The sequence below is a fragment of the Streptomyces sp. XM83C genome (assembly GCF_023072675.1).
Lineage (GTDB): Bacteria > Actinomycetota > Actinomycetes > Streptomycetales > Streptomycetaceae > Streptomyces > Streptomyces thermocoprophilus.
This window is the reverse complement of record NZ_JALLGL010000006.1, coordinates 25,469-50,212: the sequence shown is the minus strand read 5'-3', so window position 1 is coordinate 50,212 and position 24,744 is coordinate 25,469. Positions and strand designations below refer to the sequence as shown.

The 24,744-nt window shown below is 69.4% G+C and carries 22 protein-coding genes and 1 tRNA gene; 9 read left to right on the top strand and 14 right to left on the bottom strand.

Annotated elements, in window-relative coordinates:
• Nucleotides 1–262: 262 nt before the first annotated feature.
• The 10 genes from MTQ10_RS01855 to dnaA all read right to left on the bottom strand — a co-directional run bounded on the left by MTQ10_RS01855 (nt 263) and on the right by dnaA (nt 13,988).
• Entirely contained in the window at nt 263–625 is a 363-nt protein-coding gene (locus MTQ10_RS01855; RefSeq protein ID WP_247461479.1) for a hypothetical protein, read from the bottom strand.
• Nucleotides 626–964: 339 nt separating this feature from the next.
• Nucleotides 965–1,038 (bottom strand) — tRNA-Ile (locus MTQ10_RS01850).
• Between the two features lie 112 nt (nt 1,039–1,150).
• Nucleotides 1,151–1,846 (bottom strand): DUF3566 domain-containing protein, encoded by a 696-nt coding sequence (locus MTQ10_RS01845; RefSeq protein ID WP_247461477.1) that lies wholly within the window; start codon nt 1,844–1,846, stop codon nt 1,151–1,153.
• A gap of 19 nt (nt 1,847–1,865) precedes the next feature.
• A complete protein-coding gene (gene gyrA / locus MTQ10_RS01840; RefSeq protein WP_247461475.1) occupies nt 1,866–4,457 on the bottom strand; it encodes a DNA gyrase subunit A in 2,592 nt (863 codons plus the stop codon).
• A 42-nt stretch (nt 4,458–4,499) separates the two neighbouring features.
• Nucleotides 4,500–6,587, bottom strand: coding sequence for a DNA topoisomerase (ATP-hydrolyzing) subunit B (gyrB, locus tag MTQ10_RS01835; protein ID WP_308404529.1), 2,088 nt, complete (start codon nt 6,585–6,587; stop codon nt 4,500–4,502).
• A 341-nt stretch (nt 6,588–6,928) separates the two neighbouring features.
• Nucleotides 6,929–7,540 carry a DUF721 domain-containing protein gene (locus MTQ10_RS01830; RefSeq protein ID WP_247461473.1) on the bottom strand — a complete coding sequence of 204 codons (612 nt, stop codon included), beginning with the start codon at nt 7,538–7,540 and terminating at the stop codon, nt 6,929–6,931.
• A complete protein-coding gene (gene recF / locus MTQ10_RS01825; RefSeq protein ID WP_247461471.1) occupies nt 7,537–8,658 on the bottom strand; it encodes a DNA replication/repair protein RecF in 1,122 nt (373 codons plus the stop codon). The genes MTQ10_RS01830 and recF overlap by 4 nt, the downstream gene beginning before the upstream one ends.
• Nucleotides 8,659–8,698: 40 nt before the next feature.
• Entirely contained in the window at nt 8,699–9,574 is an 876-nt protein-coding gene (gnd, locus tag MTQ10_RS01820) for a phosphogluconate dehydrogenase (NAD(+)-dependent, decarboxylating) (protein WP_247461469.1), read from the bottom strand.
• Between the two features lie 198 nt (nt 9,575–9,772).
• Complete coding sequence (dnaN, locus tag MTQ10_RS01815) at nt 9,773–10,903, bottom strand: DNA polymerase III subunit beta (protein ID WP_247461467.1); 1,131 nt, start codon at nt 10,901–10,903, stop codon at nt 9,773–9,775.
• Nucleotides 10,904–11,996: 1,093 nt separating this feature from the next.
• Nucleotides 11,997–13,988, bottom strand: coding sequence for a chromosomal replication initiator protein DnaA (gene dnaA / locus MTQ10_RS01810; RefSeq protein WP_308404528.1), 1,992 nt, complete (start codon nt 13,986–13,988; stop codon nt 11,997–11,999).
• Nucleotides 13,989–14,382: 394 nt separating this feature from the next.
• On the opposite strand from dnaA, the gene rpmH reads away from it, so the two are divergent.
• From rpmH to MTQ10_RS01765, 9 genes are all read left to right on the top strand, one after another.
• Nucleotides 14,383–14,520, top strand: a complete 138-nt coding sequence (rpmH, locus tag MTQ10_RS01805; RefSeq protein ID WP_003956500.1) for a 50S ribosomal protein L34 — start codon at nt 14,383–14,385, stop codon at nt 14,518–14,520.
• A 21-nt stretch (nt 14,521–14,541) separates the two neighbouring features.
• Nucleotides 14,542–14,913, top strand: coding sequence for a ribonuclease P protein component (rnpA, locus tag MTQ10_RS01800; RefSeq protein WP_247461463.1), 372 nt, complete (start codon nt 14,542–14,544; stop codon nt 14,911–14,913).
• A complete protein-coding gene (gene yidD / locus MTQ10_RS01795; RefSeq protein WP_247461461.1) occupies nt 14,910–15,263 on the top strand; it encodes a membrane protein insertion efficiency factor YidD in 354 nt (117 codons plus the stop codon). The genes rnpA and yidD overlap by 4 nt, the downstream gene beginning before the upstream one ends.
• Before the next feature lie 3 nt (nt 15,264–15,266).
• The gene (gene yidC / locus MTQ10_RS01790; RefSeq protein WP_247461459.1) at nt 15,267–16,547 is read left to right on the top strand and encodes a membrane protein insertase YidC; all 1,281 of its coding nucleotides are present in this window, start codon (nt 15,267–15,269) and stop codon (nt 16,545–16,547) included.
• A gap of 15 nt (nt 16,548–16,562) precedes the next feature.
• Nucleotides 16,563–17,069: a Jag family protein gene (locus MTQ10_RS01785; protein ID WP_247461457.1), complete on the top strand. Its 507-nt coding sequence runs from the start codon at nt 16,563–16,565 to the stop codon at nt 17,067–17,069.
• 120 nt (nt 17,070–17,189) lie between these two features.
• Nucleotides 17,190–17,906 carry a 16S rRNA (guanine(527)-N(7))-methyltransferase RsmG gene (rsmG, locus tag MTQ10_RS01780; RefSeq protein ID WP_247461455.1) on the top strand — a complete coding sequence of 239 codons (717 nt, stop codon included), beginning with the start codon at nt 17,190–17,192 and terminating at the stop codon, nt 17,904–17,906.
• Nucleotides 17,907–18,384: 478 nt separating this feature from the next.
• On the top strand, nt 18,385–19,458 hold the full coding sequence (locus MTQ10_RS01775) for a ParA family protein (protein ID WP_282611667.1): 1,074 nt from the start codon (nt 18,385–18,387) through the stop codon (nt 19,456–19,458).
• Nucleotides 19,455–20,546: a ParB/RepB/Spo0J family partition protein gene (locus MTQ10_RS01770; protein ID WP_247461453.1), complete on the top strand. Its 1,092-nt coding sequence runs from the start codon at nt 19,455–19,457 to the stop codon at nt 20,544–20,546. The genes MTQ10_RS01775 and MTQ10_RS01770 overlap by 4 nt, the downstream gene beginning before the upstream one ends.
• A 305-nt stretch (nt 20,547–20,851) precedes the next feature.
• The gene (locus MTQ10_RS01765) at nt 20,852–21,469 is read left to right on the top strand and encodes a GNAT family N-acetyltransferase (protein WP_247461451.1); all 618 of its coding nucleotides are present in this window, start codon (nt 20,852–20,854) and stop codon (nt 21,467–21,469) included.
• A 115-nt stretch (nt 21,470–21,584) separates the two neighbouring features.
• Here MTQ10_RS01765 and trxA read toward each other — a convergent pair whose 3' ends face one another.
• The 4 genes from trxA to sigM all read right to left on the bottom strand — a co-directional run bounded on the left by trxA (nt 21,585) and on the right by sigM (nt 24,733).
• On the bottom strand, nt 21,585–21,920 hold the full coding sequence (gene trxA / locus MTQ10_RS01760) for a thioredoxin (protein ID WP_247461449.1): 336 nt from the start codon (nt 21,918–21,920) through the stop codon (nt 21,585–21,587).
• Between the two features lie 41 nt (nt 21,921–21,961).
• Complete coding sequence (gene trxB / locus MTQ10_RS01755; RefSeq protein ID WP_247461446.1) at nt 21,962–22,933, bottom strand: thioredoxin-disulfide reductase; 972 nt, start codon at nt 22,931–22,933, stop codon at nt 21,962–21,964.
• A 169-nt stretch (nt 22,934–23,102) separates the two neighbouring features.
• Nucleotides 23,103–24,011, bottom strand: a complete 909-nt coding sequence (locus MTQ10_RS01750) for an anti-sigma factor family protein (protein ID WP_247461444.1) — start codon at nt 24,009–24,011, stop codon at nt 23,103–23,105.
• Nucleotides 24,008–24,733: an RNA polymerase sigma factor SigM gene (sigM, locus tag MTQ10_RS01745; protein ID WP_247461442.1), complete on the bottom strand. Its 726-nt coding sequence runs from the start codon at nt 24,731–24,733 to the stop codon at nt 24,008–24,010. Before sigM ends, MTQ10_RS01750 begins: the two co-directional genes overlap by 4 nt.
• Between the last annotated feature and the right edge of the window lie 11 nt (nt 24,734–24,744).

The following is a 24,744-nucleotide window of genomic DNA, read 5'->3' as shown; positions in this document are numbered from 1 at the left end:
CTGCCGGCACCGCCCGCTCCCCGACGCCGACGCGGCCACCACGACCGTCCCCGCCACCGACGCCGCCCCGGCGCCCGCCGCCCCCTGCGACACCCTCACCGCGACCGCACCCAGAGTCCCGCTTCAGCGCTGAGACAGCGCCCAGCGCCCCGGACGGCGACTTGCGTACAGCAGTCCTGCACGCGCACAACGGCCCGGCAGCTCCCCGAGCAGCCGGGCCGTCGCCGTGCACACCCCCGTTTTCCCGCACTTGACCGACGCCCTACTCGGGCCGTCCCCCGACCCGATCCCACTGCGCGTCGTCCCACTCGACGTACTCGATCTGCGCCCCGCCGGGCAGTACGGCGGTCAGGTTCCGTCCCGTGGGCACGTCCTGAACGTCCTGCACGATCCGCGCCCCCGCCTTCCGGAGCCGTGCCAGACACTCGTCGAGGCCGTCCACGACAAGCGTCGCCGAGGTGTCCCGGTACGGCGCCAGGGCCTCCTCGTCCCCCGCCACGACCAGTACGTCCCCCACGGCCCCCAGCTCCAGCCGCTCCTGCGGCATGGAGAACCGCACCCCCACCGGCTCCCCGCTCACCGCGGCCAGCGTTTCCAGCACCGCATCCGCGTCAGCGGCATACACACGCGCGTACGTACGAAAAACCCTCATGCCCACCCCAAGCCGCACACGCGCCCGGCTATTCCGCCCGGAGCCCTGCAACTCCCTTTGACAGTGGGTGAATTCATCGGACGTACATCTTCGGCGCATCAGGCCGTGCGCCCGCAGCACCCACAGCGACACGGCGGTCACCACGCACCGAAGACGACCGCGAGGAACACGCACACCACGACGGCCACCACCAGGGCGCCCCACCGGGACAGCTCCCCGTCCGCCGCCTCCCCCTCGGAAAACCGGACCCCGGGAACCCAGAACCACACAAAGAAAACCCCCGATCCGTGCGGACCAGGGGTCTTCGTTCTGTGGGGCTAACAGGATTTGAACCTGTGACCTCATCCTTATCAGGGATGCGCTCTAACCAACTGAGCTATAGCCCCGCCGCGCTCTGCGGTGTGTGTCCCGCGCGCTGACCCCTGAAGATTAGCGCACGGAAGCGTCAGTCCCAAAATCGGTTCCGGTGCGGGGCTCCCGGGGGAGCCCCGGCAGGCGTCACTCGTCCTCGGCGAGCGTCAGCTCGATGCCGCCGACGAAGCCGGCGGAGATGTTGTAGATGAACGCGGCGAGCGTGGCCAGCGCCGTCGCGAGGACGACGTCGATGACCGCGATGATCGTCGTGAACATCAGGACGTGCGGCAGCGACAGGAACGCCTGAAGGTCGAAACCGTTCGACTCGTTCGAGCCGGTCGCCTCGGAGATGGTTCCGCCGACCGTCGAGAAGACGCCCATGGCGTCCATGACCATCCACAGCACCGCCGACGCGACGATCGTGCAGATGCCGAGCGCGATGGAGAGCAGGAAGCTGACCTTCATCACGGACCACGGGTCGGCCTTGGCGACCCGCAGCCGCGCCTTGCGGACGCGCGGCGTCGTACGCGCGCCGGTGCGGGGCCGGCGTACCGCACCGGTCTGCCCCTGCGTGGGGTAGGCCTGCGGGGGGTGGTACGGGGCCGGCTGCTGCGGCTGCCGCTCACCCGGCAGGGGAGACGCCGCATGGGGCTGCGGGCCTCTGGTGTCCGTCACAGTTCCCCCCTGGGATCCATGCGAGTCGGCCGCAGACGGCTTGACCGCTTTCAGATTGGTGGTGTGCGGGTCGCTCGCGGGGACGGCATGCGCGGCGGAGCCACGGCCGCCGCCGCCCGTTCCCGTACTGGTACCGGCCGGTCCGGCGCCCGTGGCTCCGCTCACGATGACTCACTCCTCGGTGCTACTCGGCCGAGGGCGCCTCACCCTCGTCCGTGCCGGTGGCAGCGGAACCCTCGACGCCGGTGTCCACGGCCTCGTCGCCGTCGACTTCCTCCGCCTCGCGTCCCGCCTCGGCGTTACGGGCGATGCCGACCACGGCATCGCGCTTGCCCAGGTTGATCAGCTGGACGCCCATGGTGTCACGGCCCGTCTCCCTGACCTCGCTGACTCGCGTACGAATCACACCGCCCGAGAGTGTGATGGCGAGGATCTCGTCGCTCTCCTCGACCACCAGCGCGCCGACCAGCGAACCACGGTCCTCCACGATCTTGGCGGCCTTGATGCCGAGGCCGCCGCGGCCCTGGACGCGGTACTCGTCGACGCGGGTCCGCTTCGCGTACCCACCGTCGGTGGCGGTGAACACGAACGTACCGGGTCGGACAACATTCATCGAGAGCAGTTCGTCTCCCTCGCGGAAACTCATGCCCTTCACACCCGAGGTGGCACGGCCCATCGGACGCAGCGTGTCGTCCGACGCGGTGAACCTGATCGACTGCGCCTTCTTGCTGATCAGCAGCAGATCGTCCTCGGCCGAGACCAGCTCGGCGCCGATCAGCTCGTCGTCCGAGCCGTCCTCACGCTCACGCAGATTGATCGCGATCACACCGCCCGAGCGCGGGGAGTCGTAGTCCTTCAGCGGCGTCTTCTTCACCAGGCCCGCCTTGGTGGCCAGGACCAGATACGGCGCCGCCTCGTAGTCGCGGATCGCGAGGATCTCCGCGATCGCCTCGTCCGGCTGGAACGCCAGCAGGTTCGCCACGTGCTGGCCGCGCGCGTCCCGCCCGGCGTCCGGCAGCTCGTACGCCTTCGCCCGGTACACCCGGCCCTTGTTCGTGAAGAACAGCAGCCAGTGATGCGTCGTGGAGACGAAGAAGTGGTCGACGATGTCGTCTTCCTTCAGCTTCGCCCCGCGCACGCCCTTGCCGCCGCGCTTCTGCGCCCGGTAGTCGTCCGTCTTGGTCCGCTTGATGTAGCCGCCGCGGGTGACCGTGACGACGATGTCCTCCTCGGCGATCAGGTCCTCGATGGACATGTCGCCGTCGTAGGGCACCAGCTGCGTCTTGCGGTCGTCGCCGTACTTCTCCACCAGCGCCGCCAGCTCCTCGCTGACGATGCCGCGCTGCCGGACCGGCGAAGCGAGGATCTCGTTGTACTCGTTGATCTTCGCCTGCAACTCGTCGTGCTCCTGCACGATCTTCTGCCGCTCCAGGGCCGCCAGCCGGCGCAGCTGCATCTCCAGGATCGCGTTGGCCTGGATCTCGTCGATCTCCAGCAGGCCCATCAGGCCCGTCCGCGCCACGTCCACGGTCTCGCTGCGCCGGATCAACGCGATGACCTCGTCGATGGCGTCAAGGGCCTTCAGCAGGCCGCGCAGGATGTGCGCCCGCTCCTCGGCCTTGCGCAGCCGGAAGCGCGTACGGCGGACGATGACCTCGATCTGGTGCGTCACCCAGTGCCGGATGAACGCGTCCAGCGAGAGCGTGCGCGGCACGCCGTCGACCAGCGCCAGCATGTTGGCGCCGAAGTTCGTCTGGAGGTCGGTGTGCTTGTACAGGTTGTTCAGCACGACCTTGGCGACCGCGTCCCGCTTCAGCACGATCACCAGACGCTGGCCGGTGCGGCTGGAGGTCTCGTCGCGGACGTCCGCGATGCCGCCGATCTTGCCGTCCTTCACCAGATCGGCGATCTTCTGCGCCAGGTTGTCGGGGTTCACCTGGTACGGCAGCTCGGTGACCACCAGGCACTGGCGGTTCTGGATCTCCTCGACCTCGACCACCGCGCGCATGGTGATCGAGCCGCGGCCGGTGCGGTAGGCCTCCTCGATGCCCTTGCGGCCCACCACCAGCGCGCCCGTCGGGAAGTCCGGGCCCTTGATGCGCTCGATCAGCGCGTCCAGCAGCTCCTCGTGCGAGGCCTCCGGGTTCTCCAGGTACCACTGGGCGCCGGCGGCGACCTCGCGCAGATTGTGCGGCGGAATGTTGGTCGCCATGCCGACCGCGATACCGGCAGAGCCGTTGATCAGCAGGTTCGGGAACCGGGACGGCAGGACCGTCGGCTCCTGGGAGCGGCCGTCGTAGTTGTCCGTGAAGTCGACGGTCTCCTCGTCGATGTCACGGACCATCTCCATCGACAGCGGCGCCATCTTGCACTCGGTGTAGCGCATCGCCGCCGCCGGGTCGTTGCCCGGGGAGCCGAAGTTGCCGTTGGAGTCCACCAGCGGCATCCGCATCGCCCACGGCTGCGCCAGACGGACCAGCGCGTCGTAGATCGAGGAGTCGCCGTGCGGGTGGTAGTTGCCCATGACGTCGCCGACGACACGGGCGCACTTGTAGAAGCCGCGCTCGGGGCGGTAGCCGCCGTCGTACATCGCGTACAGCACACGGCGGTGCACGGGCTTGAGGCCGTCACGGACGTCGGGCAGCGCACGCGAGACGATGACGGACATCGCGTAGTCGAGGTAGGAGCGCTGCATCTCCGTCTCGAGCCCGACGGGCTCGACACGCAGCGCCACTGCCTCTTCGCCCGGCGTCACAGGGGTGTTCTCGTCGGTCATTGCTGGTGAAGGTCCTTCCTGGTGCGGTCAGCTGAGACCGACTCAGATGTCGAGGAAGCGGACGTCCTTGGCGTTGCGCTGGATGAACTGGCGGCGCGCCTCGACGTCCTCGCCCATCAGGACGGAGAACAGCTCGTCGGCCTGGGCGGCGTCGTCGAGGGTGACCTGGCCGAGGACCCGGTGCTCCTGGTCCATCGTGGTCACGCGCAGCTCCTCGGCGTTCATCTCGCCGAGACCCTTGAACCGCTGGATCGAGTCCTCGCGCACCCGCTTGCCGCGCTGACGGCCCAACTCCAGCAGCGCGTCGCGCTCACGGTCGGAGTAGGCGTACTCGATGTCGTCCTTGCCCCACTTGATCTTGTACAGCGGGGGACGCGACAGGAACACGTGCCCGGCCTCGACCAACGGCCGCATGAAGCGGAACAGGAAGGTCAGCAGCAGGGTGTTGATGTGCTGGCCGTCGACGTCGGCGTCCGCCATCAGAATGATCTTGTGGTAGCGGAGCTTCGCGATGTCGAAGTCCTCGTGCACACCCGTGCCGAACGCGGAGATCAGCGCCTGGATCTCCTGGTTCTGGAGGATCTTGTCGATGCGCGCCTTCTCGACGTTGAGGATCTTGCCTCGGATCGGGAGGATCGCCTGGTACTCCGGGTTGCGGCCGGACTTGGCCGAGCCACCGGCGGAGTCACCCTCGACGATGAAGATCTCGCACTTGGTGGGGTCGTTGGACTGGCAGTCGGAGAGCTTGCCCGGCAGGGACGCCGTCTCCAGCAGGCCCTTGCGGCGGGTCAGGTCGCGCGCCTTGCGGGCCGCGACGCGCGCGGTGGCCGCCTGGATGCCCTTGCGGACGATGTCCGCGGCCTCGTTCGGGTTGCGGTCCAGCCAGTCGTTGAGGTGCTCGTAGACCGCCTTCTGCACGAAGGTCTTGGCCTCCGTGTTGCCCAGCTTGGTCTTGGTCTGGCCCTCGAACTGCGGCTCGCTCAGCTTGACCGAGATGATCGCGGTCAGGCCCTCGCGGATGTCGTCACCGGTGAGGTTGTCGTCCTTGTCGCGCAGCAGCTTCTTGTCACGCGCGTACTTGTTGATCAGCGACGTCAGCGCGGCGCGGAAGCCCTCCTCGTGGGTGCCGCCCTCATGCGTGTGGATGATGTTGGCGAACGAGTACACGCCCTCGCTGTAGCCGCTGTTCCACTGCATGGCGACCTCGAGGGACAGGCTCTTGTCCTTGTCCTCGGCCTCCAGCCCGATGATCGTCGGGTGGACGACCTCGCCCTTGCGGGCGTTGAGGTACTTCACGAAGTCGACGATGCCGCCCTCGTAGTGGTACGTGACGGACTTCGCCTCGCCCTTCTCGTCGGCGCCCGCCTCGTCCGCGCCGGCCGTGGCCTTCGCCGACTCGCGCTCGTCGGTGAGCCTGATCGTCAGGCCCTTGTTGAGGAACGCCATCTCCTGGAAACGCCGCGACAGCGTCTCGAAGGAGTACTCGGTCGTCTCGAAGATGTCCGGGTCGGCCCAGAAGGTGACCGACGTGCCGGTCTCCTCCGTCGCCTCGTGCTTGGCCAGGGGCGCCGTCGGCACGCCCATCTTGTAGTCCTGCGTCCAGCGGTGGCCGTCCGTCTTGACCTCGACGGACACCTTGGTGGACAGGGCGTTCACCACGGACACGCCCACGCCGTGCAGACCGCCGGATACCGCGTACCCGCCGCCGCCGAACTTGCCGCCCGCGTGCAGCACCGTCAGCACGACCTCGACGGCCGGCTTGCCCTCGGAGGGCACGATGCCCACGGGGATGCCTCGGCCGTTGTCGACGACGCGCACACCGCCGTCGGGCAGGATCGTCACGTCGATCGTGTCGGCGTAACCGGCCAGCGCCTCGTCGACGGAGTTGTCCACGACCTCGTAGACGAGGTGGTGCAGACCGCGCTCGCCGGTGGAGCCGATGTACATGCCGGGGCGCTTGCGGACCGCGTCCAGGCCCTCGAGGACGGTGATGGCGCTCGCGTCGTACGAGGGCGCCGCGACGTCGCCGGCCGAGCTGTCGCTCACGGCGGTCACGCCTTCGTCGGTGGACGGGATGTTCTCGTTGGGGTTGCCGGAATCGGCCACGAAGCGCCCTTTCTGGCACAGCACGAGCCGGGCTCGTCGGCGGTTGCCGGAGCGGCTGCGGCACAGTGCGTCGGTAAGCCTTGATCAGCGTTGCTCAGCGTTTCCCGGGCGGTCCCCACATTGGGGCGGGATTGTCTTCCAGTCTACCGGTAGCACTGACACTGATGGGGGTTTGCCGGTACCTGAGTCCGCATGTGGCGCCCTGAACCGGACTCGGCCGACTCCCGATATACGGATGGGGGCTCCAAGAGGCTCACAGCGGCACTCAGCGCTTCGGGCTGTCAACCCTTGGCTACTCAGGAGTCAGGTCGCGGTCCGGGATCTTGTACGGACATGGATCAGCCCCCCTGGCGACGTGATGTACGTCACCTGTACGAGTCCCCGTGACCCCCGCTCCCGGGGGCCCGCAACGGCCCGTACCGGCGCACCGGACCGCCCGGCCCCTGCACCTTGATCATGCGGACCCGGCCGTGCCCGAGGTCCTCGTTGAGCCGCGCCACCAGCGTCGGCGCCAGCAGCCGCAGGTTCGTCGCCCACGCCGTGGAGTCACAGCGCACCACCAGCACCCGCTCGTCCTCGTCGTACCGCTCCGGCTCGCAGTGCTTGGCCACGTCCGGCCCGACGATCTCCGGCCAGCGGCCCATCACCCCGCCCACCGCGGCCGGCGCCTCCCAGCCCCGCTCGGTGATCAGCCGGTTGATCGCGGCACCCAGCGCCATCGGGTCGCGCCCGTCCGCGCGCGCCCCCGAGCGCAACCCGCCCCGCCGCGCCTGCTTCTTCTGCTGCGCCGACTCCCCACGCGCGCGTGCCGCCTCCTTCGCCGCCCGCAACGCCACGCGCGCGAGATCGACACCGGACGGCTCCGGAACCCTGGCCCGGCCCGCGGACTCGCCGGACGGCCCGGAGCCCCGGCCCGGGGAACCGCCCGAGGCCTCGCCGGGCGCCCGGTCCTCGCCGTCTTTGCCCACAGGTCTCATACGCGCTCCACCGTCCCACCGGACACCGCGTACCGCGCCCCGGCCAGCACATGCGGTACGTCGTCGTCGACCGCGGCCGTCACCAGCACCTGCTCACCGGGCGCCACCAGCTCCGCCAGCCGCTCCCGGCGCCGCGCGTCCAGCTCCGCGAACACGTCGTCGAGCACCAGCACCGGCTCGTTGCCCTCGGCCCGCAGCAGGTCGTACGAGGCCAACCGCAGCGCCAGCGCGTACGACCAGGACTCGCCGTGCGACGCGTACCCCTTCGCCGGCAGCTGCCCCAGCTTCAGCACCAGGTCGTCCCGGTGCGGGCCGGCCAGTGTCACACCCCGCTCGATCTCCTGCTTGCGCACCTCCGCGAGCGCGCCCATCAGCTGCCCGTACAGCTCTTCGCGCGTGTGCCCCTCGCCGGGCGCCGACGGCTTGTACTCAAGGGCGACCGGCCCGCCGCCCGGCGCCAGCTGCTCGTACGCCTTGTCGGCCAGCGGTTGCAGCGCCGCGATCAGGTCGAGCCGCTGCGCGAGCAGCTCCGCCCCGGCCCGCGCCAGATGCTGGTCCCACACGTCCAGCGTGGACAGGTCCATCGTGCGCCCGCCGTGCCTGCGGGCCAGCGCCGCACTCTTCAGCAGGGTGTTGCGCTGCTTGAGCACCCGCTCGTAGTCGGAGCGCACGCCCGCCATGCGCGGGGAGCGCGCGGTGATCAGCTCGTCGAGGAAGCGCCGCCGCTCCCCGGGATCGCCCTTGACCAGGGCGAGATCCTCCGGCGCGAACAGCACGGTCCGTACGATCCCCAGCACGTCCCTCGGTCTGACCTGCGAGGACCTGTTGACACGGGCGCGGTTGGCCTTGCCCGGATTCAACTCCAGCTCGATCAGCTGCTGCCGCTCGCCCTGCCGGACCTGGGCGCGGATCACGGCCCGGTCGGCACCCATGCGCACCAGGGGCGCGTCGGAGGCGACGCGGTGACTGCCGAGGGTGGCGAGATAGCCGACCGCCTCGACGAGATTGGTCTTGCCCTGCCCGTTGGGGCCGACGAAGGCCGTGACGCCCGGGTCCAGCGGGACCTCGACCCGGGCGTAGGAGCGGAAGTCGGCCAGCGACAGATGCGTGACGTGCATGGTCGTGCGCCGACCTCCCCGGCGTTCAGGTGTTTCTGCGTTACTTCTTCTCGACCGCGTGGCCGCCGAACTGGTTGCGCAGCGCCGCGATCATCTTCATCTGGGGCGAGTCCTCCTGGCGGGAGGCGAACCGCGCGAACAGCGACGCGGTGATCGCCGGCAGCGGGACCGCGTTGTCGATGGCGGCCTCCACAGTCCAGCGTCCCTCACCGGAGTCCTGTGCATAACCCCTGAGCCCGTCCAGGTGCTCGTCCTCGTCGAGCGCGTTGACGGCGAGGTCCAGCAGCCAGGAGCGGATGACGGTGCCCTCCTGCCAGGAGCGGAAGACCTCGCGGACGTTCTCCACGGAGTCGACCTTCTCCAGCAGCTCCCAGCCCTCGGCGTAGGCCTGCATCATCGCGTACTCGATGCCGTTGTGGACCATCTTCGCGAAGTGGCCCGCGCCGACCTTGCCCGCGTGCACCGAGCCGAAGTCGCCCTCCGGCTTGAGCGCGTCGAAGATCGGCTGCACCTTGGCGACGTGCTCCTTGTCGCCGCCGTACATCAGCGCGTAGCCGTTCTCCAGGCCCCATACGCCGCCGGAGACGCCGCAGTCGACGAAGCCTATGCCCTTGGCGGCCAGCTCCTCGGCGTGCTTCTCGTCGTCCGTCCAGCGGGAGTTGCCGCCGTCGACGACCACGTCACCGGGCTCCAGCAGCTCGGCGAGCTGATCGATCGTGGACTGCGTGGGCTCGCCGGCCGGGACCATCACCCACACCACGCGCGGGGCGGAGAGCTTGCCCACAAGCTCCTCCAGGCTGTGGACGTCCGCGAGGTCCGCGTTGCGGTCGTATCCGATGACGGTGTGGCCCGCGCGGCGGATCCGCTCGCGCATGTTGCCGCCCATCTTGCCGAGGCCGACGAGACCGAGCTCCATCAGTTGTGTTCCTTAGGTCGCTGTGTGGCGTGCGGGGCGCCGACGCACCCCCGGGCACCCTCGTACCCGCGTCCGAAGCCTAAACCCGGACGGTCCCGCACAGCTGTGGGCATACGCGCTCAAACGTGGCCGCTCACCTGGGGGTTCAGCGGTCCGCCGGTCCACAGCCTGTGGACCGGCGGTGCCCGTCGGACCGGCTCAGCCGCTGAGGCGGACCGGCATGATCAGGTACTTGTACGCCGCGTCCGCCTCGGCGTCCACGGCCGGCTTGCCGGACAGCAGCGCGGGCTTCGTCGACGTCGTGAAGGACAGCTGCGCCACCGGGGAGTCGATCGCGCTGAGGCCGTCCAGCAGGAAGGTCGGGTTGAAGGCGATCGAGATGTCGTCGCCGTCGAGCTGGGCGTCCACCCTTTCCACAGCCTGTGCGTCGTCGCTGGAGCCGGCCTCCAGGATGAGCACGCCCTGCTCGAAGCTGAGCCGCACCGGGGTGTTCCGCTCGGCGACCAGCGCCACACGCTTGACGGCCTCGACGAACGGCGCCGTCTCGATCGTCGCGACGCTGTTGAACTCCGTCGGGAACAGCGTCCGGTACTTCGGGAGGTCGCCCTCCAGCAGCCGGGTCGTCGTGCGGCGCCCGGCGCCCTCGAAACCGATCAGGCCCTCGCCCGCGCCGGAGCCCGACAGGGCGAGCGTGACGCTGTCACCGGCGCCCAGCGACTTGGCGGTGTCCAGCAGCGTCTTGGCGGGCACCAGGGCCACCGCGGAGGCGTCCGGGTTCTCCGGCTTCCACAGGAACTCGCGGACCGCGAAGCGGTAGCGGTCGGTGGAGGCCAGGGTGACCGTGTCGCCCTCGATCTCGATGCGGACACCCGTCAGCACCGGCAGCGTGTCGTCCCGGCCGGCGGCGATGGCCACCTGCTGGACGGCGGCGGAGAACACCTCCCCGGGGACGGTGCCCGTGGCGTTCGGCATCTGCGGCAGCGCCGGGTACTCCTCCACAGGCAGGGTGTGGAGCGTGAACCGCGAGGAGCCGCAGACCACGGTCGCCCGTACACCGTCTGTGGAGATCTCCACCGGGCGGTTGGGCAGCGCCCGCGAGATGTCGGCGAGCAGGCGGCCGGAGACCAGGACCGTGCCCTCCTCCTCGACCTCGGCCTCGACGCTCACCCGAGCGGAGACCTCGTAGTCGAAGCTGGACAGGCTCAGCTGGCCGTCCTCGGCCTTCAGCAGGAGGCCGGCGAGGACAGGCGCCGGCGGACGGGCCGGGAGGCTGCGTGCCGCCCAGGCCACTGCCTCCGCGAGTACGTCGCGTTCCACCCGGATCTTCACTGTGTGCCGCCTCCTGCTGTTGCTACTGAGTCCTCCGACTCGGTGTCACCGCCTCCTGAGGCGGGAACAACACCGGGGACCAGTCTGACGCACGGCACTGACAGTAGGTGCCCGTCGGGGTCAAGTCGCTCGAAGGGGCAGCCGGGCCCGATGCGCCGAGTTGTGCACAGGACCCGCTTCCAAACGATTTCCGGGCTCTCTCTAGTCGTTCGTAGTAGTAGGGCCTGTGGATACCGTGGATAACCGCGTTTGCCCAGCTCAGGCCGGAGATTTTGTCCACTGCCCCTGTGGGTGGCACCGGTGGACAACTCGGGGTCTCTGTGGAGAACAGAAAGTTCTGCACACTCCGCCCACAGGACGAGGGCAGTTCTCCCCAGCTGCGTCCCCAGTTTTACCCAGGTTTCCCACACCCCAATCCGGCAGCTTCGTGTGACGGCTTTCACTCGGGCCGGTGATCGGAGGCGTCGCGTTGTCGAACAGTGGACAGTGATGTGGAGAAGTCCCCGATCGCTGGGGACAAGCGGGCCGAACCTGTGGGTTGCCCGTGGACAACTCCGTGCACAGCTTGTGGATCATGGCTCTGTCCACAGTCTGTGGAGATCGTTCGTCCACGAATCCACATGCTGCTGACCTGCCCGGATGCTCTCCGCGGCCCGCCCTTGTGGACGCCCGTATGGACAACTTCGCAGTCCCCAGTCTGTGGACGGAAGAAAGTCACCGAATCTGTGGAGAGAGGCCGTAACCCGGCATCCGATCGAACAGCCGCTGACGGGGACACGACGGGCGGAGAGGGCGTGCCGGCCCGCCGGAGCCACAGCGGCGGAGCCCCGCAGTCCCGTCCCAGGGTTGCTCCGCCGCCGCCCAGGGCCCCCGCACCGGCCATCAGGACACCCGGGCCGCCCCGCGCCGGGCGGGAGGACGCACTGGTCTCCCGCACCTGGCGGCCCCGGTCTCCCGCACCTGGTGGCCGCGGTCTCCCGCACCTGGTGGCCCCGGTCTTCCGCACCCGGCGGCCCCGGTCTCCCGTACCGAGCAGAAAAGGCGCCCCCGGGATCGCTCCCGAGGGCGCCCTCAGCGCCGTACGCGGCCTTCGTCAGCCGTTCTTGATGCGGTTGGTCAGCTCCGTCACCTGGTTGTAGATGGAGCGCCGCTCCGCCATCAGGTTGCGGATCTTCCGGTCCGCGTGCATCACCGTCGTGTGGTCCCGGCCGCCGAACAGCGCGCCGATCTTCGGCAGCGACAGGTCCGTCAGCTCACGGCACAGATACATCGCGATCTGCCGGGCCGTGACCAGCGCGCGCCCGCGCGAGGTGCCGCACAGATCCTCCACCGTCAGCCCGAAGTAGGCCGCGGTGGCGCTCATGATCGCCGTCGAGGTGATCTCCGGCGCCGAGTCCTCGCCGCCCGGGATCAGATCCTTCAGGACGATCTCCGTCAGCCCGAGGTCCACCGGCTGCCGGTTCAGCGACGCGAACGCCGTCACCCGGATCAGCGCGCCCTCCAGTTCACGGATGTTCCGCGAGATCCGGGAGGCGATGAACTCCAGCACCTCCGGCGGGGCGTTCAGCTGCTCCTGCACCGCCTTCTTGCGCAGGATCGCGATCCGCGTCTCCAGCTCCGGCGGCTGGACGTCGGTGATCAGACCCCACTCGAAACGGTTCCGCAGCCGGTCCTCCAGCGTCACCAGCTGCTTGGGCGGCCGGTCGGAGGACAGCACGATCTGCTTGTTGGCGTTGTGCAGCGTGTTGAACGTGTGGAAGAACTCCTCCTGCGTCGACTCCTTGTCCGCGAGGAACTGGATGTCGTCGACAAGCAGGATGTCCATCTCCCGGTACCGCTTGCGGAAGCTGTCGCCCTTGCCGTCCCGGATCGAGTTGATGAACTCGTTCGTGAACTCCTCGGAACTGACGTACCGCACACGCGTGCCGGGGTACAGGCTCCGCGCGTAGTGCCCGATCGCATGCAGCAGATGCGTCTTGCCGAGGCCCGACTCGCCGTAGATGAACAGCGGATTGTACGCCTTCGCCGGCGCCTCCGCCACGGCCACCGCAGCCGCGTGCGCGAAACGGTTGGACGCGCCGATCACGAACGTGTCGAACAGGTACTTCGGGTTCAGGCGCGCCGTCGGCTCCCCCGGACCGGCCGCCGGCGCGGGCTGCGCCGCCGACGACCCGGGCGCCCCGGCCGAGGACGGGCCCGGGCCCACGGGTCCGCCGCGGTGCGCCTGGCCGGGACCGCCCGACGGGTCGGGCAGCTCACGCCGCGTGGCGTCCCGCTGCTCGTAGTCCCGCTGCTCGTAGTCCCGTTTGTCGTAGTCGCCGCGCTGGGCGTCGTAGTCCGGGCGCTGCGGCTCGTACGGCGGGCGCTCGGGGCGCTCCGGCGCCGACGTGCGGTAGTCCTGCGCGGACGGGCCGTACGGGTCCTTGGGGCCGTACGAATCGCCGTAACCGTCCTGCGAGGACGGGGAGGCGTACGGGTCGCGCTCGGGGAAGCCCAGCCGCTGCTGCTGCCAGCCGTAGTCGTCCTGCGGGCGCGGCCAGGCGCCCGGCTCGGGGCGCTGGTACTCCGAGGGGTAGGCCGGGCGGGCCGTCGGCATCTGGTCGCCGCGCGAGCCCGGCAGGTCCGGCCGGCCGCCGGGGCGGTCCTCACGGCCCGGCACAGGCTCGGCACGGTGACGGCCGTACCCCTCGTACGGGCCGTCGTACACCGGGAGTTCGGGCTGCTCCTCGTACCGCTGGTCGTCGTAGCGCTGCTGCTCGTGGCGCGGGGGCTGCTGGGCGGGCGGCGCGGGCGGGGCCGGGGACTCGCCCGCCGAGTCGTCCACGGTGATCGCGATACGGATCGGGCGACCGCACTCGCGGCTCAGGCTCTCGCTGACGACCGGGGCCAGCCGGCCCTCCAGTACGCCCTTCGCGAACTCGTTCGGTACGGCCAGCAGGGCCGTGTCGGCGACCAGCGCGAGCGGCTGCGTCCGCCGGAGCCAGTGCTCGTCCTTGCCCTCGACGCCCTGGCCGCGGCCCTCCCCGAGAAGCTGCTCCAGTACACGTGGCCACACTGCGGCAAGATCGGCAGGTACGTCAGCCACAGGGCACGCTCTCTCACAGGTCCCTCGAACGTGTGGTCCGGGGAAGGGTCGGGATGTGAATCGGATGGTTGGGGACAAGGGAACGAATCGGAGTCCAGCCACGGTAGTCAGCGCGGCCGGTACGGTTCAAGTTGTTGTCCCCAGCCTGTGGACAGTGTCTCCCGGTGACCCCTGGTTTGACCGGATGGCGTAGCCGCGCGTACCGTGACGAGGTCGAGTTGTCGACGGCTGCTGCCGCCTGCCTCCGATGGGCACCGATCGCTGAGAGTGAGTAGTCCCTGCTGACGCGGGGGTGTTCCGCGGTGCACTCGGGCGTAACGCGAGCTACTCGTGGGCGCACGGTGACAGCCAGGACGGCACCCGCCACCACCGATTTGATTTCTGGAGCCCCCGAGTGAGCAAGCGCACCTTCCAGCCGAACAACCGTCGTCGCGCGAAGACCCACGGCTTCCGGCTGCGTATGCGCACCCGTGCCGGCCGCGCGATTCTCGCGTCCCGCCGCAGCAAGGGTCGCGCCCGTCTGTCCGCCTGATCCCGGTCAGGTCATGCCGTCGTGCTGCCCACCGAGAACCGGCTGAGGCGGCGCGAGGACTTCGCGACCGCGGTACGACGGGGTCGCCGGGCCGGCCGCCCGCTCCTCGTCGTCCACCTTCGCAGCGGTGCCACGGACCCGCACGCGCCAGGGGAGAGCGCTTCCCCGACGCGTGCGGGTTTCGTCGTGAGCAAGGCCGTCGGCGGAGCAGTGGTCCGCAACAAGGTGAAGCGTCGGCTGCGTCACCTCATGCGGGACCGATTGGACCGGCTGCCCCCCGGTAGCCTGGTAGTCGTACGAGCGCTGCCCGGTGCGGGTGACGCCGACCACGGACAGCTGGCCCGAGACCTGGATGCCGCCCTCGAGCGGCTGCTGGGAGGGGGCGCGCGATGAAGTACCCGCTGCTGGCTCTGATCAAGCTGTACCAGTGGACGATCAGTCCACTGCTCGGGCCGGTGTGCAAGTACTACCCCTCGTGCTCCCACTACGGCTACACCGCGATCGACCGCCACGGCGCGATCAAGGGGACAGCACTCACCGCCTGGCGCATTCTGCGGTGCAACCCGTGGTCGCCGGGCGGCGTGGACCATGTTCCGCCGCGCAAGCGTCCGCGGTGGCACGAAATGCTGCGTGACGCCTGGCGTGCACGCAGGGGCGGGCCCTGTGCCGCCGAACCGGCCACCGACGGGAAGATCCCTTCGAGCCCGGCCGCAGAGACCTCGTCCCATGCCCAAGGAGCATGATTAGTGGACACGATTGCCAGCCTCTTCAGTTTCATCACCTGGCCCGTCTCATGGGTCATCGTCCAGTTCCACAAGGTGTACGGCGCCCTGTTCGGCCCTGACACCGGGTGGGCCTGGGGCCTGTCCATCGTGTCCCTGGTGATCGTGATCCGGATCTGCCTGATCCCGCTCTTCGTGAAGCAGATCAAGGCGACGCGCGCGATGCAGACGCTCCAGCCGGAGATGAAGAAGATCCAGGAGCGCTACAAGAACGACCGGCAGCGTCAGTCCGAAGAGATGATGAAGCTGTACAAGGAGACGGGCACCAACCCGCTCTCCTCGTGCCTTCCCATCCTGGCGCAGTCCCCGTTCTTCTTCGCCCTGTACCACGTCCTCAACGGCATCGCGACCGGCAAGACGGTCGGCGTCATCGACCAGGACCTGCTGGCCAGCGCCCGTCAGGCCCATATCTTCGGTGCCCCGCTGGCCGCGAAGTTCATGGACAGCGCCGCCAAGGTCGAGGCTCTCGGCGCCTCGCTGACCGACGTCCGCGTCGTCACCGCCGTCATGATCGTCCTGATGTCGGCCTCGCAGTTCTTCACCCAGCGCCAGCTGATGACGAAGAACGTCGACACCACCGTGAAGACGCCGTTCATGCAGCAGCAGAAGATGCTGATGTACGTCTTCCCGGTCATCTTCGCCGTCTTCGGCATCAACTTCCCCGTCGGTGTCCTCGTCTACTGGCTGACCACCAACGTGTGGACCATGGGCCAGCAGATGTACGTCATCCACAACAACCCGACCCCGGGTTCCAAGGCCCAGGCCGCCTACCTGGAGCGCCTCTCCAAGCGCGTGGTCCACCACGGCAGCGCCCGCCGCCGCAGCGAGCGCACGATCATCAAGGCGATCGTCGCCAAGGGCCGCGACCGCAACGAGGCCGAGCGCAAGTTCATCAACGGCCTGAACAAGGCCGGCCTGGCCGCCCAGACCGACGGCACCGTGATCCGCAGCGAGGTCCAGGCGGCTGCCACCGAGGACGGCACGCCGGGCAGCACGGGCGGGGCGCCCAAGCGGCAGCAGCCCAAGCGCCAGCCGAAGTCCAAGCGCCAGGCGGGCGGCTCCGCGTCCGGTGCCTCCGGCTCCGCCCCGGCGTCGACCACGTCGCTCAGCAAGTCCGGCGACACCCAGGACGCCAAGCCCGCTCCCGCTCCCGCCAAGAAGCCGGGCTCCGGCACCCGCAGCAAGGCCCAGTCCGGCCAGCGCAAGGGTGGTCCGCAGCGCCCCAAGTCCCCGTCCAAGAAGTAAGAAGGAGCCCATCCCGTGACGGAAGGCACCACCTCCGCCGAGGGTGCAGACACCCTGACCCGCCTGGAGCAGGAGGGCGAGATCGCGGCGGACTACCTCGAGGGTCTGCTGGACATCGCCGACCTCGACGGCGACATCGACATGGACGTCGAAGCCGACCGCGCCTCTGTGTCGATCATCAGCGACACGGGCAGCCGCGACCTGCAGAAGCTGGTCGGCCGGGACGGCGAGGTGCTGGAGGCCCTGCAGGAGCTGACCCGGCTCGCCGTGCACCGGGAGACCGGCGACCGCAGCCGGCTGATGCTGGACATCGCCGGGTACCGCGCCAAGAAGCGTGCCGAGCTGTCCGAGCTGGGGGCCAAGGCCGCCGCCGAGGTCAAGAGCAGCGGTGAGCCCAAGCGGCTCAGGCCGATGACCCCGTTCGAGCGGAAGGTCGTGCACGACGCGGTCAAGGCCGCCGGACTGCGCAGCGAGTCCGAGGGCGAGGAGCCGCAGCGTTTCGTCGTCGTGCTGCCCAACTGAACCGGTACGCACGTCACCCCGGCCCCGTCTGTTGCGCAGGCGGGGCCGATCTTTGTCAGCCTGTAGTTCTGGTGGTCGTCGGCGCGCAGCGCGCTGATGCGGTACGGAAGGACGGTCCCCGTGACGGAGGCAGCGGAGCTTCCCCCTGCGCCCGAGCAGGCGCGCGACGTATTCGGTGATCGCTTCGCGGATGCGGTCCGGTACGCCGAGCTTCTGGCGGAGGCGGGAGTGCAGCGCGGGCTCATCGGTCCCCGGGAGGTACCCCGCCTGTGGGAGCGGCATCTGCTGAACTGTGCGGTGCTCTCGGAGGTCGTGCCCGAGGGAGTCACCGTGTGCGATGTCGGTTCCGGCGCCGGCCTGCCCGGTATCCCCCTGGCCCTGGTCCGGGACGACCTGAAGATCACCCTGCTGGAGCCGCTGCTGCGGCGCACCAACTTCCTCACCGAGGTCGTCGAGCTGCTCGGGCTCGACCATGTCACCGTCGTGCGCGGCCGTGCCGAGGAGGTCATGGGCAAGTTGCCCCCGGTCCATGTCGTGACGGCCCGTGCCGTGGCCCCGCTGGACCGGCTCGCCACCTGGGGGATTCCTCTGCTGCGGCCCTACGGCGAGATGCTCGCCCTCAAGGGCGACACGGCCGAGGAGGAGCTCAAGGCCGCGGCGACCGCGCTGACCAAGCTGGGTGCCGTGGAGACGTCGATCCTGCACGTCGGCGAGGGCGTGGTGGACCCGATGTCCACGGTCGTGCGCGTCGAGGTCGGGGAGAGCCCCGGCGGTGTCCGCTTCGCCGCCAAGCGGGCCAAGGCGGCCCGCACGGGGCGTACCCGGCGCCGGCGCTGACGGGGCTGGGCCGGGTGTGCTGCCCGGCGGGACGGGTGTGCTGCCCGGCGCGGCCCAGGCGTGCTGCCTCGCGCGGGCCGGGCCGTTGGTGCGACGTCCCGCGGGATGGGGTGTGCTGTCCTGCGGGCCGGCTGTGTGGTCCCGGGTGGCACGCCCGGGAGCTGTGCTCTGGAGTGCGCCTGGGGTTGTACCTGCGGGTGTACTCCACATAAACGTCCCAAGCGTCGCATGACGGAGTGTCGCGACAGTTCGGCCTCGGCTGCTCGGCATCGTGTTTCACGTGAAACGTCGCTCACTGCTGCACGGCATCATCAGTCGGGGCCGCGCTGCGGCTGACCCCCGCGAACGTAGGCCTCTCGGCTCCCTGGACCAGGCGTCAGACAAGCCGTCCCCGTCCCCCGCGAGGGGCACGGAGTTGTCCACAGAGGTGGATTTCTCCACAGAAGGCAAGGGCTCACTGGCTCACGACCCCAAAGGCATGCGACGCTCTCTTCATTGCGAGCCTGAAGTCGAGGAGAGTGAATCCTTGCGGTCCGACGCCAACATCGCGGGACCGATGACCGATCCGGTCCCCGGTCCCCGTACCGAGTCGACGGGGGAGGATGTTTCACGTGAAACGCCGCCCCCGATGGACGACACCCCGATCGGTCGTGCGGCCCAACTCGCGGTGGAGGCAATGGGCCGCGCCGGGGAGGGTCTCCCGCGACCCGAGCAGACCCGCATCATCGTGGTCGCCAACCAGAAGGGCGGCGTCGGCAAGACCACGACGACGGTCAATATCGCCGCCTCCCTGGCTCTCCATGGGAGCCGGGTCCTGGTGATCGACCTCGATCCGCAGGGCAATGCGTCCACCGCGCTGGGGATCGACCACCATGCCGAAGTGCCGTCCATTTACGACGTGTTGGTGGACAGCAAGCCGCTGTCCGAGGTTGTCCAGCCGGTCGTCGACGTCGAGGGCCTCTTCTGTGCCCCCGCCACCATCGACCTGGCCGGCGCAGAGATCGAGCTGGTCTCCCTGGTCGCCCGCGAGAGCCGGCTCCAGCGGGCCATCCAGGCCTATGAGCAGCCGCTCGACTACATCCTCATCGACTGTCCGCCCTCGCTCGGACTGCTGACCGTCAACGCGCTCGTGGCGGGCCAGGAAGTGCTCATCCCGATCCAGTGCGAGTACTACGCGCTGGAAGGTCTGGGACAGCTTCTGCGCAACGTCGACCTGGTGCGGGGCCACCTCAACCCCACGCTGCATGTGTCGACCATCCTGCTCACCATGTACGACGGCCGGACACGCCTGGCGTCCCAGGTCGCGGAAGAGGTGCGCAACCACTTCGGTGACGAGGTGCTGCGGACGAGCATTCCCCGCTCGGTCCGTATCTCCGAGGCGCCGAGCTACGGGCAGACGGTGCTGACCTACGATCCGGGATCGAGTGGCGCCCTCTCCTACTTTGAGGCCGCACGTGAGATCGCGCTGAAGGGTGTCGGCGTCAGCTATGACGCGCTCCACGCCCATATCGGCGCCCAGAGCAACCCGAACATGGTGGAGGGGATCCAGTGAGCGAGCGACGGAGGGGGCTGGGTCGAGGTCTTAGCGCATTGATCCCCGCCGCCCCGACAGAGAAGAGCCCGGCTGCGGCGGCACTGGGAGGCGGCGCAGCCGCATCTCCGTCCGGTGTCCCGACGCTGACGTCCGACCGCGGAGTGGCCGCGGCGAAGGTGGCCACACTGCCGCCTGTTTCACGTGAAACAGAGGAGTCGGCGGCTCCTTCTGTTCCGGCCCCTCCGATGGGGGCGCACTTCGCCGAGATCCCGCTCGACGCCATCTCGCCCAACCCGCACCAGCCGCGCGAGGTGTTCGACGAGGACGCCCTGGAAGAGCTGGTCGTCTCCATCCGCGAGTTCGGGCTTCTGCAGCCCGTGGTGGTCCGGCAGATGCGCCCCGACAGCTACGAGCTGATCATGGGTGAGCGGCGCTTCCGTGCCTGCAAGAAGCTGGGACTGGAGAACATCCCGGCGATCGTGCGGCACACGGACGACGACAAGATGCTCGTCGACGCACTGCTGGAGAACCTCCACCGGGCGCAGCTCAACCCGATCGAGGAGGCGAACGCCTACGATCAGCTGCTGAAGGACTTCAACTGCACGCATGATCAGCTGGCGGAGCGCATCGGCCGTTCCCGCCCACAGATCAGCAACACGCTCCGGTTGCTGAAGCTGTCGCCGACGATCCAGCTGAGGGTCGCCGCCGGAGTGCTCTCCGCGGGCCATGCCCGTGCACTGGTCGGCATCGAGGACCCGGAGGAGCAGGACCGGCTGGCGAAGCGGATCGTCTCCGAGGGGCTCTCGGTGCGGTCGGTCGAGGAGATCGTGACCCTGATGGGGTCGCGGGAAAAGAAGGCGCCCCGGTCCCGCAAGCCGCGTGCCGGCTCCCGGATCTCCCCCGCCCTCAACGACCTGGCATCCCGGCTGTCGGACCGGTTCGAGACGCGGGTGAAGGTCGACCTCGGCCAGAAGAAGGGCAAGATCACCGTTGAGTTCGCCTCGGTGGAGGATCTGGAGCGCATCCTCAGCACGCTCGCCCCGGGCGAGGGCCAGGTGCTGCAGAAGAGCCTCAGGGACGCGGGGCCGGACGACACCGACGACTGATCTTCCGTGTCCGACGGAGAGCGGGCCGTGTCCGGTGTGTACCGGAACACGGCCCGCTCTTTGCTTTGATCCGGTATCGAGCAGATTGTTTCGTGGATACGATGCGAATGGATCAGGCACATGACCGGGCAGCACCTCGAACGGGGAGGGCGGGGGGCCATGCGCACGATGAGCCGGACCGGACTCGTGAGCGCCGGCCTGGGGCTGGGCGCGGTCGGCGGATTCGTCGGCAGTCTGCTCAGGGAACGGGGTGCTCTGACAGCCGCCCGCCGGACAGCGGGCGGGGGAAGCGAGGAACCGCCTTCATGGGCCGTCGGCTCGTACCGCTCACGCTGGACAATCTTCAGGACCTTCCCCAGCGCTGTCGCGCGTGCGTCTTCTGGGAGCTGGACCCGGTCAGCGGCGAAGCCGCGATAAAGGCCGGGACGGCGGACCTGGAGAAGGAGTCGTGGATCTCCGCCGTCCTGCTGGACTGGGGCTCCTGCGGGCGGGTGGTCTATGTCGATGACGTCCCGGTGGGGTTCGTGCTTTATGCGCCGCCCGCCTATGTCCCGCGCTCGACCGCCTTCCCGACGAGCCCTGTCTCACCGGACGCCGTGCAGCTGATCACCGGCTTCATCGTGCCGGGCTATCAGGGGCAGGGGCTGGGCCGGGTGATGGTCCAGACCGTCGCGAAGGATCTGTTGCGTCGCGGGTTCAAGGCGATCGAGGCGTTCGGCGATGCCCGCTGGAAGGAACCCGCCTGTCTGCTGCCCGCCGATCATCTGCTGGCCGTGGGGTTCAAGACCGTGCGCCAGCATCCCGTCCACCCGCGTCTGCGGCTGGAGCTGCGGTCCACGCTGTCCTGGAAGGAAGACGTGGAGCTGGCTCTGGACCGGCTGCTCGGGGCAGTACAGAAGGAACCCGCGTTGCGGCCCCTGTGACCACGGCGCGGCGGCTCCGGTCAGCCTTCGGGCCGCCGCATGTTCTGCGCGGCCGTATATGCCGAAGGGGCCGACCCGTGGAGGTCGGCCCCTCATGTTTCACGTGAAACGTTGCTCAGCGTTCAGCGATGAAGTCCTCGAGGTCGCGGAGGAGCGCGGCCTTGGGCTTGGCACCGACGATGGTCTTGGCGACCTCACCGTTGTGGTAGACGTTCAGCGTCGGGATGGACATCACGCCGTACTTCGCAGCCGTGCCGGGGTTCTCGTCGATGTTCAGCTTGACGATCTCGATCTTGTCGCCGTGCTCGGCGGCGATCGCCTCCAGCGAGGGCGCGATCTGACGGCACGGGCCGCACCAGGCGGCCCAGAAGTCCACCAGGACGGGCTTGTCGCTCTTCAGGACGTCCTGCTCGAAGGAGTCGTCGGTCACGTTCTTCAGGGTGCCTGCCACGGCGGGCTCCTTAACTGTTGGTGCGTGGGGCGGGATGGGGGTCAGACAGAGGTCTTCTCGGGCTCGGCCTGCTGCTCGTTGTCGCCCAGAGCGGCGAGGTACCGCTCGGCGTCGAGGGCGGCGGAGCAGCCGGTACCGGCCGCGGTGATGGCCTGGCGGTAGGTGTGGTCCACGACATCGCCCGCGGCGAAGACACCCGGGATGTTGGTCCGGGTGGAGGGAGAGGCGACCTTGAGGTAGCCCTCCTCGTCCAGGTCCAGCTGGCCCTTGAACAGCTCGGTGCGCGGGTCGTGGCCGATCGCGATGAACAGGCCGGTGACCGGCAGGTCCGAGAGCTCACCGGTCTTGACGTTGCGCAGCTTCAGACCGGCCAGCTTCTGCTCGCCGAGGATCTCGGCGACCTCGCTGTCCCAGACGAACTTGATCTTCGGGTCGGCGAAGGCGCGCTCCTGCATGGCCTTGGAGGCGCGCAGAGTGTCCCGGCGGTGGACGACGGTGACGGACTTGGCGAAGCGGGAGAGGAAGGTGGCCTCCTCCATCGCGGTGTCGCCGCCGCCGATCACGGCGATGTCCTGGTCCTTGAAGAAGAAGCCGTCACAGGTCGCGCACCAGGAGACGCCCCGGCCGGAGAGCGCGTCCTCGTTCGGCAGACCGAGCTTGCGGTGCTGGGAGCCGGTCGTGACGATCACGGCCTTCGCGCGGTGGACGGTGCCGGCGGTGTCCGTGACGGTCTTGATCTCACCGGTGAGGTCGACGGAGACGGCGTCGTCGGGGATGAGCTCGGCGCCGAAGCGCTCGGCCTGCGCCCGCATGTTGTCCATGAGCTCGGGGCCCATGATGCCGTCCCGGAAGCCGGGGAAGTTCTCCACCTCGGTGGTGTTCATCAGGGCGCCACCCGCGGTGACCGCCCCTTCGAACACCAGCGGCTTCAGCGACGCGCGTGCGGTGTAGAGCGCCGCCGTGTATCCGGCGGGCCCGGAGCCGATGATGATCACGTTTCGGACGTCGCTCACGGCTTGATTCCTCGTCTCTTGGCTGCGTCGTACGGCCGGTGGGAGCCCGTTTCTGAACTCTCACCCCACCCAACGGATCCTACGGGGCCCGCATTCCCGCCGTGTCCGGGCACACCGCGGCCCGTCACCGCACGGGTACCACGCACGGCGACGACAAGGCCTCCGGCGCTCAGGGACGCGGGAAGGAGTTCTGCAGCAGGATCTTGGCGCTGTCCGCCGACTTCGGGTCCTTCACGCAGGCCGCATCGACGATATAGGCGGTGACCCGGCCGCTGTTGGTGGTGTCGGGCAGCACGACGAGCAGCGCGGCGGTCCCCTGATAGGTGCCTTCCTTGGTGGCGAGGGCCGCCTCCTTGCGGCCGATGCCCTTCTGGACGCATTCGGGGACAGTGGGCTGCCGGTAGACCTTGGGGCCGTTGCCGGTGTCGGACTCGATGCCGAGGCTGCGAGGGGCATGGGAGCCGTCGTCGGTGCTCCCGGCGAGGAGGTCGGTCACCTGGCCCTGGAGGGTGCCCTGGGCGAAGGTGTCCGCTGCGGTGGTCCGGGGGGCCTTCGCGGCGGTGCCGCCGTCCGTGAGTGAGGTCACCAGCACGGCGCCGAGGCCCAGTGCGGCGGCTCCGAGCACGCTGCTCAGGACGGCGACCTTGCGCCGGCTCCGGCGGGTGCGCTCCTTGCGGCCCGGGCCGGTGCCGGCGGTGCGGGGACGGCCGGAGGGACGGTCGGGTGCCGATGTTTCACGTGAAACATGCGCGTGGTCCGCCGTTGCGGAGGTCCTCGAAGCGGGGTGGCCGGCTGCCTCGTCCTCGGGGTATCCGGCGGTCCGGGCGTCGAGGAGGGCTTCCGCCGCAAGGGCCGCGTCGATGCGCTGGGCGACATCGTCCGGCATCTTCGGCGGGCCCGGCAGGGTGCCGAGCAGTCCGCGGATCTCCTCCAGGGAGGAATGGACGTCCGCGCACAGGTCGCATGCGTCCAGGTGCCGTCGTAGATCGGCGGTGCGGGACGGTGGGAGCAGCCCTTCGGCGAGGTCGGAGATCTCGGTGACGTCCGGGTGCCCTGCCGTGTCCGTCGTCGATGTCACGCTCGCCCACCTCCGCCCTTGACTGCGGCTGAGTCGTTCGGTCCTGGATCACGCGGCCCTGTGTTGTGCGGTCCCGCTGCGGGTGGGACGGATCTGCCCGGTGGCCGGTTCCGTTCTTCGCCCGTTAGGCCGGTCCCACGGCTGTTTTCCGGCCGCAGATGGGTGAGCAGCGGCAGCAGCCGGGCTCTGCCCCGGGCGCAGCGGCTCTTGACGGTGCCCGTCGGGACATCGAGGACGCGGGCGGCCTCGGCGACCGGATATCCCTGCATGTCGACGAGGACGAGCGCGGCCCGCTGGTCGGGCGGAAGGGTGTCCAAGGCCTCCAGCAGCTGGCGGTGGAGGTCGTCGCGCTCGACCGGCGCCGAGGCGGACTCGTGAGGCTCCAGCAGCTGCTCCAGCCGTTCCGTGTCGTCGACGGGGGAGGTCTTGCGGGAGGCGGCCTTGCGGGCCCGGTCGAGGCAGGCGTTCACCGTGATGCGGTGCAGCCAGGTCGTGACGGCCGACTGGCCGCGGAAGGTGTGCGCGGCCCGGTAGGCGGAGACAAGGGCGTCCTGGACGGCGTCGGCGGCCTCCTCACGGTCCCCCAACGTGCGCAGCGCCACCGCCCACAGCCGGTCCCGGTGACGCCGCACGAGCTCGCCGAAGGCATCGGGGTCCCCGTCGACGTGGCGGGTGAGCAGATCCTGATCGCTCACCCCGTCGTATCCGGCGCCCTCCGCCATCGGACCCCCTC

Coding starts and splice junctions, on each gene's coding strand:
- recF (WP_247461471.1), bottom strand. CDS start 8,658: ATGCACGTCACGCATCTGTCGCTGGCCGACTTCCGCTCCTACGCCCGG.
- gyrA (WP_247461475.1), bottom strand. CDS start 4,457: ATGACCGACGAGAACACCCCTGTGACGCCGGGCGAAGAGGCAGTGGCG.
- sigM (WP_247461442.1), bottom strand. CDS start 24,733: ATGGCGGAGGGCGCCGGATACGACGGGGTGAGCGATCAGGATCTGCTC.
- MTQ10_RS01830 (WP_247461473.1), bottom strand. CDS start 7,540: ATGAGACCTGTGGGCAAAGACGGCGAGGACCGGGCGCCCGGCGAGGCC.
- MTQ10_RS01775 (WP_282611667.1), top strand. CDS start 18,385: ATGCGACGCTCTCTTCATTGCGAGCCTGAAGTCGAGGAGAGTGAATCC.
- yidD (WP_247461461.1), top strand. CDS start 14,910: ATGAAGTACCCGCTGCTGGCTCTGATCAAGCTGTACCAGTGGACGATC.
- gnd (WP_247461469.1), bottom strand. CDS start 9,574: ATGGAGCTCGGTCTCGTCGGCCTCGGCAAGATGGGCGGCAACATGCGC.
- MTQ10_RS01765 (WP_247461451.1), top strand. CDS start 20,852: ATGGGCCGTCGGCTCGTACCGCTCACGCTGGACAATCTTCAGGACCTT.